The organism is Aeromonas sp. S19(2024) (assembly GCF_041402625.1).
Taxonomy (GTDB): Bacteria; Pseudomonadota; Gammaproteobacteria; order Enterobacterales; family Aeromonadaceae; genus Aeromonas; species Aeromonas caviae.
In genome coordinates this window covers 255,664-267,588 of record NZ_JBGLQU010000005.1, presented here as the reverse complement: position 1 = coordinate 267,588, position 11,925 = coordinate 255,664, and the positions used below count along the sequence as shown (strand labels likewise).

The 11,925-nt window shown below is 63.3% G+C and carries 10 protein-coding genes; 6 read left to right on the top strand and 4 right to left on the bottom strand.

Annotated elements, in window-relative coordinates; genetic code table 11:
• Positions 1-207: 207 nt before the first annotated feature.
• Positions 208-2,805 carry a bifunctional aconitate hydratase 2/2-methylisocitrate dehydratase gene (gene acnB / locus ACB037_RS12860; protein ID WP_049636528.1) on the top strand — a complete coding sequence of 866 codons (2,598 nt, stop codon included), beginning with the start codon at positions 208-210 and terminating at the stop codon, positions 2,803-2,805.
• Positions 2,806-3,036: 231 nt separating this feature from the next.
• Positions 3,037-4,608 carry a cyclic diguanylate phosphodiesterase gene (locus ACB037_RS12855; RefSeq protein ID WP_041211776.1) on the top strand — a complete coding sequence of 524 codons (1,572 nt, stop codon included), beginning with the start codon at positions 3,037-3,039 and terminating at the stop codon, positions 4,606-4,608.
• Here the strand turns inward: ACB037_RS12855 and ACB037_RS12850 are convergent.
• Positions 4,605-5,522 carry a LysR family transcriptional regulator gene (locus ACB037_RS12850; RefSeq protein ID WP_167826511.1) on the bottom strand — a complete coding sequence of 306 codons (918 nt, stop codon included), beginning with the start codon at positions 5,520-5,522 and terminating at the stop codon, positions 4,605-4,607. The genes ACB037_RS12855 and ACB037_RS12850 overlap by 4 nt on opposite strands.
• A gap of 76 nt (positions 5,523-5,598) precedes the next feature.
• Between ACB037_RS12850 and ACB037_RS12845 the strand changes: the two genes are divergently transcribed.
• From ACB037_RS12845 to mdtD, 4 genes are all read left to right on the top strand, one after another.
• Positions 5,599-6,216: a LysE family transporter gene (locus ACB037_RS12845; RefSeq protein ID WP_010675804.1), complete on the top strand. Its 618-nt coding sequence runs from the start codon at positions 5,599-5,601 to the stop codon at positions 6,214-6,216.
• 115 nt (positions 6,217-6,331) lie between these two features.
• Positions 6,332-7,738 carry a D-arabinono-1,4-lactone oxidase gene (locus tag ACB037_RS12840; RefSeq protein ID WP_371175407.1) on the top strand — a complete coding sequence of 469 codons (1,407 nt, stop codon included), beginning with the start codon at positions 6,332-6,334 and terminating at the stop codon, positions 7,736-7,738.
• Positions 7,739-7,809: 71 nt separating this feature from the next.
• Positions 7,810-8,937 (top strand): GTP-binding protein, encoded by a 1,128-nt coding sequence (locus tag ACB037_RS12835; RefSeq protein ID WP_069785561.1) that lies wholly within the window; start codon positions 7,810-7,812, stop codon positions 8,935-8,937.
• Positions 8,938-8,998: 61 nt separating this feature from the next.
• The gene (gene mdtD, locus ACB037_RS12830) at positions 8,999-10,387 is read left to right on the top strand and encodes a multidrug transporter subunit MdtD (protein ID WP_010675801.1); all 1,389 of its coding nucleotides are present in this window, start codon (positions 8,999-9,001) and stop codon (positions 10,385-10,387) included.
• 9 nt (positions 10,388-10,396) lie between these two features.
• Here the strand turns inward: mdtD and ACB037_RS12825 are convergent, their stop codons facing one another.
• The 3 genes from ACB037_RS12825 to folB all read right to left on the bottom strand — a co-directional run bounded on the left by ACB037_RS12825 (position 10,397) and on the right by folB (position 11,877).
• Entirely contained in the window at positions 10,397-10,879 is a 483-nt protein-coding gene (locus tag ACB037_RS12825; protein WP_042864868.1) for a YbaK/EbsC family protein, read from the bottom strand.
• A 117-nt stretch (positions 10,880-10,996) separates the two neighbouring features.
• Complete coding sequence (gene folK / locus ACB037_RS12820; protein WP_042865424.1) at positions 10,997-11,506, bottom strand: 2-amino-4-hydroxy-6-hydroxymethyldihydropteridine diphosphokinase; 510 nt, start codon at positions 11,504-11,506, stop codon at positions 10,997-10,999.
• The gene (folB, locus tag ACB037_RS12815; protein WP_010675798.1) at positions 11,506-11,877 is read right to left on the bottom strand and encodes a dihydroneopterin aldolase; all 372 of its coding nucleotides are present in this window, start codon (positions 11,875-11,877) and stop codon (positions 11,506-11,508) included. The genes folK and folB overlap by 1 nt, the downstream gene beginning before the upstream one ends.
• Positions 11,878-11,925: the final 48 nt, after the last annotated feature.

Sequence of the window (11,925 nt, the reverse complement as noted above, 5' to 3'; positions counted from 1 at the left end):
TAACTCACCTTGGGTGGGCGGCTTGTCACTCTAAAAAAACCTAATGGGTTTATATGGTTATGCTGGTTTGATGAATAACTGCACAGGGTTTGGATTTTAATTAGTCGTTAAAACTTATATAGTGGGGGGCACCCTACGGGTGTCCCGCAAGGACGATCGCCGCGAGCTTGGGCGAACCCCAAAAAAAAGACCAAAGAGGAATTAGTCGTGCTTGAAACATACCGTAAACACGTCGCAGAACGTGCCGCCGAAGGCGTGGTCGCCAAACCTCTGGACGCAGAGCAGGTCGCCGCCCTGGTTGAGCTGATCAAGAATCCGCCCGCCGGCGAACAGGACTTTCTGAAAGAACTGTTGTCCTCCCGCATTCCCCCGGGTGTTGATGAAGCGGCCTATGTGAAAGCCGGCTTCCTCACCGCCGTCGCCAAGGGCGAGGCCCATTCCCCCATTCTGACTGCCGCCGAAGCCGTCGAGCTGCTCGGTACCATGCAGGGTGGTTACAACATTCAGCCGCTGATCGACCTGCTGGACGATGCGACCCTGGCTCCTCTTGCCGCCAAGGGCCTCTCCCACACCCTGCTGATGTTCGACTCCTTCCACGACGTGGAAGAGAAGGCCAAGGCGGGCAATGCCCACGCCAAGCAGGTGCTGCAATCCTGGGCCGACGCCGAGTGGTTCCTGAACCGCCCGGCTCTGGCCGAGAAGATCACCGTCACCGTGTTCAAGGTGACCGGCGAAACCAACACAGATGATCTGTCGCCGGCGCCGGACGCCTGGTCCCGCCCCGACATTCCGCTGCACGCCCTGGCGATGCTGAAGAACGCTCGACCCGGCATCACCCCGGACAAGGATGGCGTCATCGGCCCCATCAAGACCATCGATTCGCTGAAAGAGCAGGGCTTCCCGCTGGCTTACGTGGGTGACGTGGTCGGTACCGGCTCTTCCCGTAAATCCGCCACCAACTCCGTGCTCTGGTTCATGGGCGACGACATTCCGTTCGTGCCGAACAAGCGCGCAGGCGGCGTTTGCCTGGGTGGCAAGATTGCCCCCATCTTCTTCAACACCATGGAAGATGCCGGTGCCCTGCCCATCGAAGTGGATGTCTCCAAACTGGAGATGGGCGATGTCATCGACATCTTCCCCTATGAGGGCAAGATCACCCGCCACGGTACCGACGAGGTGCTGGCCCGGTTCGAACTGAAGACCGAGGTGCTGATCGACGAAGTGCGTGCCGGTGGCCGCATTCCGCTGATCATCGGCCGCGGTCTGACCGACAAGGCCCGCGAAGCGCTGGGCCTGCCGTTCTCCACCGTGTTCCGCCGTCCGCAGCCGGTGGCCGATACCGGCAAAGGTTTCACCCTGGCCCAGAAGATGGTGGGCAAGGCATGTGGCGTGAAGGGCATTCGCCCGGGCACCTACTGCGAACCCAAGATGACCACGGTCGGCTCCCAGGACACCACGGGCCCCATGACCCGCGACGAGCTGAAAGACCTGGCCTGCCTCGGTTTTTCCGCCGATCTGACCATGCAGTCCTTCTGCCACACCGCGGCCTACCCCAAGCCCATCGACGTACAGACTCACCACACCCTGCCGGACTTCATCATGAACCGCGGCGGTGTCTCTCTGCGTCCGGGTGACGGCGTCATCCACTCCTGGCTGAACCGCATGCTGCTGCCGGATACCGTGGGTACCGGTGGTGACTCCCACACCCGTTTCCCCATTGGTATCTCCTTCCCGGCGGGCTCCGGCCTCGTAGCCTTCGCCGCCGCCACCGGCGTGATGCCGCTGGACATGCCAGAATCCGTGCTGGTGCGCTTCAAGGGCGAGCTGCAACCGGGTATCACCCTGCGTGACCTGGTCCATGCCATCCCCTACGCCGCCATCCAGAAAGGATTGCTGACCGTCGAGAAAGCGGGCAAGAAGAACATCTTCTCCGGCCGCATCCTCGAGATCGAAGGTCTGCCGACCCTGAAGGTGGAACAGGCATTCGAGCTGGCGGACGCCAGCGCCGAGCGCTCCGCTGCCGGTTGCACCATCAAGCTGGATAAAGAGCCGATCATCGAGTATCTGAAGTCCAACATCGTGATGCTGAAGTGGATGCTGTCCGAAGGCTACGGCGACGTACGCACCATCACCCGCCGCATCAAGGGGATGGAAGAGTGGCTGGCCAACCCGGTACTGATGGAAGCGGACAAGGACGCCGAGTACGCCGAAATCATCGAGATCGATCTGGCCACCATCAAGGAGCCGATCCTCTGTGCGCCGAACGATCCGGACGATGCCCGTCTGCTGAGCGACGTGGCGGGTGACAAGATCGACGAGGTGTTCATCGGTTCCTGCATGACCAACATCGGCCACTTCCGCGCCGCCGGCAAACTGCTCGAGAAGTATCAGGGCGAGCTGCCGACCCGCATGTGGATAGCCCCCCCCACCAAGATGGACAAGGATCAGCTGACCGAAGAGGGCTACTACGGCATCTTCGGTCGTGTCGGTGCTCGCATCGAGATCCCGGGCTGCTCCCTCTGCATGGGCAACCAGGCGCGCGTGGCGGAAGGGGCTTCCGTGGTCTCCACCTCCACCCGCAACTTCCCGAACCGTCTGGGCAAGGGTGCCAACGTCTATCTGGCTTCTGCCGAGCTGGCCGCGGTTGCCGCCATCATCGGCAAGATCCCGACCGTGGAAGAGTATCTGCAGTACGCCAAGACCCTGGACGCCACTGCGGCCGACACCTATCGCTACCTGAACTTCAACGAGATCGCCTCCTACACCAAGAAGGCCGATGCGGTGATCCTGCAGCAAGCGGTCTGAGACTCGCCGGTCTGACCACTGAAAATAACAATGCCGCGTCTCGACGCGGCATTTTCCATTTCAGGGGGCTGCGCGATAATGACCCGCCATGCCCAGCAACGGCGTCGTCGATTTGCCTGGTACGCGCGTTGCGCTTTCGTTGTCTGGCCATGATGGCCCCACCGTTTCCTGGTGGGCATTTTTATACCGCGGTACCTGCGAAGCGGGCCCGCGCATTGCGGCGTGGTTGCTATGTTTCTGTTCCGGATTGATCTGGCCCGTATGAAGTGGCGCCTTGGTTGTGCCCTGCTGGTGTTGGCCCTGCCCCTGGTGGTGGGAGGGTGGATGGTGCATGACAGCTACGAGCAGGAGCTGAAGAACGATGCCAGTGCGTCAGCCAGCAAGGCCAGAACCTTGCTGGAGCGCATGCTGGATCAGGCCGAGCGGGCCAACCTCGAGGTATTGCCGCTGGCCGGTCGCTCCTGCAGCGACAACCTGTTGCTGCTGCGCAAGCGGGTGGCGCTGGAGCCGTTCCTGCGCTCCATCAATCTGGTGCGACAGGGGATCATCAACTGCACCTCGCTGTTCGGGCCTGCCAGGGAAGTGGATGACGGCTCCCGCTACACGGATCGCAAGTTGCTGCTGATGAGCGGCAACCTGGTGCGCAAGAATCACCCCTTGCTGGTTGTGCGTCAGGAGCGGGGGCGTGATGCGGCACTGAGCGCCATTGACAGCAGCCAGCTCAGTTTCATGCTCACCCTGAGCAGCGATCCCAGCGAGCTGTTCTTGCAGGTGGGGTCCGCCTGGCTCGATGAGTCCGGCCACTTCCAAAGCGATCCGCCGAAACTGCACAGCAAGTTTGCCCTGATACTCGCCTCCCAGCGTTACCCCTTCACCATCCACGCCGGTTATGCCATGCCGATCTACTGGCGTGCCCTGTGGGAGGCTCGCCATCTGCAGCTGATCTGGCTGGGAGCCAGTTCGCTGGTGCTCTCACTGCTGGTGTGGTGGCTGCTTGGGCGGCCGGGGGCCCTGACGGACGAGCTGAGACGCGGGCTGCGAGCCAGGGAGTTTGTCCCCTATCTGCAACCACTGATCGCCAGCAAGGGCGGCAAGATGGTGGGAGCCGAGGTACTGATGCGCTGGCAACATGCCACCGAGGGGCTGATCCGCCCCGATCTCTTCATCCCCCAGGCGGAAGAGTCTGGCCTGATCGTGCCCATGACGGTCAACCTGATGAAGACGGTGGCCAAGACACTCCACCCGGTACAGGAGCAGCTGCCCGAGGCATTTCACATCAGCTTCAACATCAGTGCCATCCACTGCCGGGACCTCTCCCTGGTGGCGGAGTGCCGCGACTTCCTCGGCCATTTCGTGCCGGGACGGGTGGTGCTGGTGCTGGAGCTCACGGAGCGGGAGCTGCTGGTGACCAGCCCGCAGACCCTCTCCCTGTTTCGCCAGCTCGACGAGATGGGGGTGCAGCTCGCCATCGATGACTTTGGCACCGGCCACTCCAGCCTCATCTATCTGCAGCAATTCCACGTGGACTATCTCAAGATCGACCGCTCCTTCATCGGCCGTATCGGGACGGAGTCCCTCTCCGAGCACATCGTGGACAACGTCATCGACCTCGGGGGACGGCTGGGGTTGTCCCTGGTGGCCGAAGGGGTGGAGACGGAGCAGCAGGCCGCCTATCTGAGAGGCAAGGGGGTCCAGTATCTGCAGGGATACCTGTTTGCCCGCCCCATGCCGATACGCCAGTTCTGCCGGGAGCTGACGGCGGGAGAGATACAGGTCGCCGCCGGGCGCACCGCCCAGGGCTAGGCCGCGCCCACCAGGCTGTGCAGCCAGTTCACCAGGATGTCGTGGGGGCTGCCGGGTTCGGGAGGGGCGGGGGCGAGCAGGTGATAGCCGGTGCCGTCGGGGACGAAGCCGAGCGGTGCCACCAGCAGACCGGCCTCGATATCGTCGCACACCTGGCGGTAGGGGCCGATGGCGACTCCCAGCCCGGCGACTGCCGCCTGCAGGCTGAAATAGAAGTGCTCGAAGGTCTGACCCGGCACCTCCTCGTCGGCGGACATGCCTGCGTGCTGCTGCCACTCCAACCAGGCGCCCGGACGGGTCTTGGTGTGCAGACGGGGGGCTGTTGGCCTGAGGGCCTGCACATCCCCCCTGGATTCAAAGAAGTGCGCCACCTTGCCCGGCGGGCAGACAGGGCCGGTCAGCTCCTCGAACAGCAACTGGCTGTAGAGCTCGGCAGGCCACTGGAAGTCGTTGCGCCGGATGGCGAGATCGATGCCGCTGCCAAAGCTGAGGGCGCCGCCGCCCGCCATCAGGTGTACGTCCAGCTCCGGGTGCAGAGCCTGGAACGCGGGCCAGCGCGGGATCAGCCAGCGCATCAGGAGGGTGGGTTCGCAGGAGAGCACCAGTGATTGGGGGCGGCTCTGCTGGCGCAGGGCCTGCGCCGTCTGGCGGATGCTGCCCAGCCCCTCTCTGACCGCCTGATAGAACCGTTCACCCGCGTCGGTCAGAAAGACCCGGCGCTTGCGCCGCTCGAACAGCATGACCCCCAGATCCTCCTCGAGCAGTCGTACCGCCCGGCTGATGGCGCCATGGGTGAGATGCAGTTCGTCGGCGGCGCGGCCGAAATGCTCGGTGCGGGCAGCCACCTCGAAACAGCGCAGGGCGGTGAGGGAGGGAAGCGAGAGGGCTTTTTGTGAGTTTTTTTCACCATTCATGTCAAAAATCATCGTTCGTTATTGGTGTTGTTGGCAAATAAAATAGCCGATATCCTCTCTAATCAGGACTCTTTTCATGACCGAACTGTTAGCCGTTGTCGCCATTACCCTCTTTGCCGTCATCAGCCCCGGGCCCGACTTTGCCATGGTGTCGCGCAACAGCCTGCTGCTCTCGCGCCGCACCGGCGTGCTGACGGCGATCGGCATCGCGGCCGGGGTCTGCGTGCACGTGGCCTACACCCTGCTGGGGGTGGGCCTGCTGATCCAGCAATCCCTCTGGCTGTTCAACCTCATCAAGCTGGCGGGGGCCGCCTATCTCATCTTCCTCGGCATCAAGATGCTGCGGGCCAAACCGGCTGCCGATGAAGAGAGCATCTGTCAGCCTGCCCTCTCCAGCCTGGGGGCGCTGCGCACCGGATTTCTGACCAATGTGCTCAATCCCAAGACCACCATCTTCATCGTCAGCCTCTTCATGCAGGTGGTGCAGCCGCAGACGCCGCTGGCGGTCCAGATCGGCTATGGCGCCTTCATCGCGCTGGCGCACGCCCTCTGGTTTGGTGCGGTGGCGCTCTTCTTCTCCACCCCTGCGGTGCGGGACCGACTGCTGGCGGTACGCCACTGGATCGATCGGGTGTTCGGGGGCCTGCTGGTGGGATTCGGCATGTTGCTGGCATTGACCCAGCAGACGCGCTGAGGCGGGGAGGGGCGCTCCCCCTATCCACCCCCGACTGTAGGGTCTTGTTTTTCATGCCTTGGCAGCCACTTTTCGGTAGAATTGGCGCTCATTTTGAAGTCAGATGAGGCGCGGTATGACGGTCAGGTTCCAGGCATTTCACAGCATCAAGGCGATTGGCAATCGGGAGGTGCTGTTCAACTGGTCCAGAACCAACCCCCTCGGCGCCCTTGATCAGGTGTGGCGCCCGACGACCCGTGACGAGCTGCAGCAACTGCTGCGGGAATACCCCGAGCGCAAGCTGCGGCTCATCGGCTCCGGCCTCTCTTTCGAACCCATCCACAGCGTCTACGCCGAAGGCAGCCAGGCGCTGCTGGTGGACCTGCACCACCTGCGCGGCCAGCTGGACAAGACTGCCGATACGGTGACCTACCTGGCGGGGACGCCGCTTGATACCGTCTATGCCGACCTCATCGCCATGGATCGCATGCTGCCGGCGTCCCCCGGCGTCATCGGCATCCAGACCCTGGGTGGCGCCCTCAGCACCGGCACCCATGGGCAGGGACTGCACCAGTCCGCCCTGTGCGATGCGGTGGCTGCCCTGACCGTGATGCTGGCGAGCGGCGACATCATCCGTGTGGATCGCACCGATCCGCGCTTCGGCGCCTTCGTGATGGGCATGGGGATGCTCGGCATCCTGCTGGATGTGACCCTCAACACCGTGCCCAACCGCATCATGCGCTGCACCAAGTTCACCACCGACTACCCCTTCCTGCTGGAACACAACGAGCGCCTCAACCGGGAGCACGCCTTCGTGAAGAGCTGGTGGTTCGCCTGGACCGGCGAGAGCCACATCTGGCTGGTGGATCCCGCCTCCGATGACGAGGTGGCCCGCTACCGCGCCGGGGGCAGCGAGCCGCTGGTGCTGGAGGGAGACATGGACGAGCGCATGAACCTGGCGCTCAATGCCACCATAGACGCGACCCTGCAGAAGATGGCCAGAGACACCAAGGACGAGGCCAGGGCAGGCGAGCACTTCGAGACGGTACGCCGCTTCAAGGACGCTTCGGATCTGGTGGGCAACGTCTACCAGATCCTCTGCAAGGGAATTCCTGCTCCCCAGATCAACTGCGAGGTGGCCGTGCCCCTCGAACGCATGGGGGAGGCCCTTGGAATCCTGCAGGCATGGCAGGAGGCGAACCCCGGCGTGCTGCACTACCCCTTCATCCTGCGCTGCACCGGTCCCTCCGTGGCCTGGCTCAGTGCCGCCCATGGCAAGTCGGTGTGCTGGATAGGTTTTCTGGTCTATCTGGCGGCGGACGGGACCTTCGTCGGAGGCTCCATGGAGCAGATGCGCGAGTTGCAGCAACTGCTGGTGCCCCTCGGCGGCATTCCCCATTTCGGCAAGCACCTGGCGATGGACCTCTACGACTTCCCGGCCCTGTTGCCGCGCTGGCACGACTTCCTGGCCCTGAAGCGGGAGCTTGACCCCCATGGCCGTTTCGAAAACCGCTGGCTCGGCGACCTGTTCGCCAACCGGTAAGGATCTGACATGACCGATATGCAAGACACTCGCTTACTCATCCTCCTGCCGATCAGAGGGGGGGCAACCCGATGACAGACATGCAAGACACCCGCATCCCCGTGACCCTGCTGACCGGTTTTCTCGGCAGCGGCAAGACCACCTTGCTCAACCACTGGGTCAAGCAGCCCGAGCTCGGGGAGTGCGCCGTGCTCATCAACGAGTTCGGCTCCGTGGGGCTGGATCACCATCTGGTACAGCAGGTGGACGAGCAGGTGGTGCTGCTCGATTCCGGCTGCATCTGCTGCTCGGTGCAAGGATCCCTGGTGGAGGCGCTGCAGGGGCTCTTCATGAAAGCCATCCAGCGCAAAATCAAACCCTTCAAACGGCTGATCATCGAAACCACGGGTCTGGCCGATCCGGCCCCCGTGCTGTTCACGTTGAGGGAAGAGGGCTTTATCGCCCAGCGCTACCGCTTCGACGGCACCGTCACCGTGGTGGATGCCGGTCATATCGAGCAGCAGCTTGCGGCTCAATATGAGGCGGTCAAACAGGTGGCGCTGGCGGATCTGCTGGTGGTGAGCAAGGGCGATCTGGTGGATGAAGAGACCCTTGCTCGGGTGGAAGCCCAACTGGCGACCCTCAATCCGGCAGCTCCCATCCAGCGGGTCAGCAATGGCGTGCTCTCACCCGCGGTGCTGGAGAAGCTCGGCGCCTACAACGAGGCGGCGGGGCGCGATGTGCGCCAGTTGCTGGCCTGGCTGCGTACCGAATCCCCGAAACAGGGGCTGGCTTCGCCCATGCAGCCGAAGATGACGCCGTTTGCCGCCAAGGTGGGGACGGCCGCGCCCACCCGCTTCGAGCACGGCAATATCGAAAGTTTCTCCCTGCGCATCGGCGAGCCGCTCAAGCCCTCCCGCCTGCTGGCCGCCATCGATGCGGTGCAGGCGCAATACGGTGATGCCCTGCTGCGGCTCAAGGGGATATTGCAACTGGAAGGGGAGAGCCAGCCCGTGGTGATCCACGGCGTGCACGGCCAGCTCTATCCGTTGCAGGCGCTGGGGGAGTGGCCCGAAGGCAAGGCCCAGTCCCGGCTGGTGTTCATCGTGAAGAGCCAGGACAGGGTAGGCATAGAGCAGTTGTTCCTCTCGACCCTCAAGGCCCCCGAACCCAGCCTGGAAGAGCACCTCAAGGCCATGCTCGGCCAGCCGGATGCCTGATATGCTGATATGACCCGCGCTCGTGCGGGTCTTTTCTTATGTGATGAGGAGAGACAGAACCATGCCTGACAGCTCCCCGATGGTGACGCCCGCCCAGCGCAAATGGCTGCCCTGGCTGACGGCGGTCGGTTTTTTCATGCAGACCCTGGATGGCACCATCCTCAACACCGCCCTGCCCAGCATGGCCGAGGCCCTGGGCGAGAGTCCGCTGCAGATGCAGTCCGTCATCATCGCCTACATGCTGACGGTGGCCCTGCTCATTCCTGCCTCCGGCTGGCTGGCGGACAGATTCGGCACCCGCCGGGTCTATCTGGTCGCCATCCTGCTGTTTACCCTGGGTTCCCTGGCCTGTGCCATCGCCAACACCCTGCCCATGCTGGTGATTGCCCGGGTGTTGCAAGGGGTCGGGGGGGCCTTGCTGATGCCCATCGGGCGTCTGGCGGTGCTGCGGGTCTACAGCAAGCATGAGCTGCTGAGGGTGATGTCGTTCGTCACCATCCCCGGTCTGCTCGGCCCCCTCATCGGCCCGGCCCTGGGGGGCTGGCTGGTGGAGGTGGCGAGCTGGCACTGGGTCTTCCTCATCAACCTGCCGGTGGGCCTGCTCGGTTTCGTGGCGAGCTGGCACTTCATGCCCGACCTTCGCCAGCACACCGCCAGGTTTGACTGGCAGGGGTTTGTGCTGTTCAGTGTCGGCATGGTGCTGGTATCCGTCGGTCTGCAAGGCCTGGGGGAGCACAGCATCTCAACCGGCTGGGCCCTGTTTGCGGTATTGTTCGGTCTGGCCGCCATGGCGAGCTACTGGCTCTATGCCGCCACGGCGGAGCAGCCCCTGTTCAGTCTGGCGCTGTTCAAGACGTCCACCTTCGCCATCGGTATCTGGGGCAATCTGTTTGCCCGCCTCGGCAGCGGCGCCATGCCGTTTCTCACCCCCCTCTTCCTGCAACTGGGGCTCGGCTTCTCCCCGAGCAAGGCGGGGATGACCATGATCCCCACGGTGATCGGTGCCATGCTGACCAAGACGCTGGTGAACAAGCTCATTCCGCGCATCGGTTATCGCCGCATCCTGATCGGCAACACCCTGGCGCTCGGGGCCATGATCGCGAGCTTCTATTTCATCGACAACCAGGTGCCCCACGGCGTACTGCTGGTGTGGCTGGCGGTCTTTGGCGCCATCAACTCCCTGCAATTTTCCGCCATGAACACCCTGACCCTGCAGGATCTCAGCAGCGAGCACGCCAGTAGCGGCAACGGTCTGCTGTCGGTGGTAATGCAGCTCTCCATGAGCCTGGGGGTGGCCATCGCCGCCAGCCTGCTGGGGCTCTTCTCCATCGGCCAGCCCGAGGAGAGTGGCCGCTGGCTGGAGGGGTTCCACCTCACCTATCTGTGCATCGGCCTGATGTCCATGCTGGCTGCGCTGATCTTCGCCCAGCTGGCGCGAGAAAAGCGCTGAGTCCCAGGCTCAGGGAGCTGGCAGGTAGCTCACGTCGCAGGGTAATCGGGCCAGCAGTCCGGCCAGGTGGGTGGTCTCCAGCAGGAAAGTCTGCTCGGGGTGGCCCGGCGTCCAGGTAAAGGCATGGTGATTCATGAGCACGGGATCCACCAGCAGGGGGATGTCGGCGCGTGGCAGGAAGGGGCAGACGGCTCCCGGCAGGCAGCCAATCTCGGTCTGCATCTCGTCAGCGGTGCAGATGGAGGGTTTGGCACCGAGCGCCGCCTTGACCGCCTTGCTGTCGAGCCGGCCGTCCCTGTGGGTCAGCAGCAGGGCGAAGCGACCATCCTTGAATTTGAGGAAAAGGGTCTTGCTGAACTCGGCCTGCCAGCCGAGGCGAGCCTTGACCCGCTCGTCGGTGGCGTAATCGAGGATGGGTTCGTGCTCGAAGCGCTGGTGGGGCAGGTCGGTGAGCAACTGACGGTTGAAGTCGTGAATGGCATCGAGTGGCATGGGGTTCTCCTGTGATGGCGGTCATCCTGCCACTTGCACCGGCGCAGGCCCAATCACCGTTTCTTATCCATCATCAGCGGAGTCATCAACAAGGGCACCCGAGGGTGCCCTTGTTGTTCAGTGATGCTGCAATTCGCCCGCTTTCCAGTGGAAGGGAATGGGGTCAAGGCGCTGGGAGGCTTTGTCGTAACCTGCCCACAGCTCACCGATGGTGCGACCATCGATGGGGTGGCGGAATGTGGGAGCCAGCTCCGCCAGCGGCCAGAGCACGAAGGCGTTGGTGAGGATCTCGCCGCGCGGCAGCACCAGCGGCGTCTCGCAGACCAGCTCGCCGTAGAGCAGCAGATCGAGATCCAGGGTACGCGGGGCGAACTTCTTGGCATCCGGCTCGCGGCCGTGAGCGAACTCCATGGCGCGCAGCCGCTGGCACAGGGTCGCCAGGGGCAGCTCGGTATCGGCACCCACCACCAGGTTGTAGAAGGGGCGGCCGTTGAAGCCCACTGCCTCGCTCTCGAATACCCGGGAGACCTGCAACTCGCCGAATTCGGCGTGCAGGGCATCGAGGCCGGCGCGGATATGGCGTTCCCGATCGATGTTGGATCCCAGACTGATATAGATGCGGGTCATCAGTTGGCGCTCGCAGCCGGCGTGCGATGGCGCAGGATCTCGACCCCGACGCCTGCCGCATTGGGCACGGCACCCGGTTTGGTCAGGGTCACCTTGACCCACTGTACCCGCTCGTCTTCCAGCACCAGGGCGGCGACCTGCTCGGCCATGGTCTCGACCAGCTCCACTATCTTGCCCTGGGCGTGATCACAGATCTTGCGAGAGAGGGTGGCGTAATCCAGCGCCAGATTGATATCGTCGGTTGCGGCGGCTGGGCGGTTGTCAAACCCCATCTCGAGGTCGAAACAGAGCTTCTGGCGAATGCCCTTCTCCCACTCATATACCCCTATGGTGGTCAAAACCTCGAGTCCGCGAATAAACACCTTGTCCATGACAGTACTTCTTCTTTACTCTTGATGGGCTGTGAAAACAGCGCAGGG

Excerpts from the sequence above, each read along its gene's own strand:
- ACB037_RS12855 (WP_041211776.1), top strand. The coding sequence starts at position 3,037 with ATGTTTCTGTTCCGGATTGATCTGGCCCGTATGAAGTGGCGCCTTGGT.
- ACB037_RS12850 (WP_167826511.1), bottom strand. The coding sequence starts at position 5,522 with ATGAATGGTGAAAAAAACTCACAAAAAGCCCTCTCGCTTCCCTCCCTC.
- ACB037_RS12845 (WP_010675804.1), top strand. The coding sequence starts at position 5,599 with ATGACCGAACTGTTAGCCGTTGTCGCCATTACCCTCTTTGCCGTCATC.
- ACB037_RS12840 (WP_371175407.1), top strand. The coding sequence starts at position 6,332 with ATGACGGTCAGGTTCCAGGCATTTCACAGCATCAAGGCGATTGGCAAT.
- ACB037_RS12835 (WP_069785561.1), top strand. The coding sequence starts at position 7,810 with ATGACAGACATGCAAGACACCCGCATCCCCGTGACCCTGCTGACCGGT.
- mdtD (WP_010675801.1), top strand. The coding sequence starts at position 8,999 with ATGCCTGACAGCTCCCCGATGGTGACGCCCGCCCAGCGCAAATGGCTG.
- ACB037_RS12825 (WP_042864868.1), bottom strand. The coding sequence starts at position 10,879 with ATGCCACTCGATGCCATTCACGACTTCAACCGTCAGTTGCTCACCGAC.
- folK (WP_042865424.1), bottom strand. The coding sequence starts at position 11,506 with ATGACCCGCATCTATATCAGTCTGGGATCCAACATCGATCGGGAACGC.
- folB (WP_010675798.1), bottom strand. The coding sequence starts at position 11,877 with ATGGACAAGGTGTTTATTCGCGGACTCGAGGTTTTGACCACCATAGGG.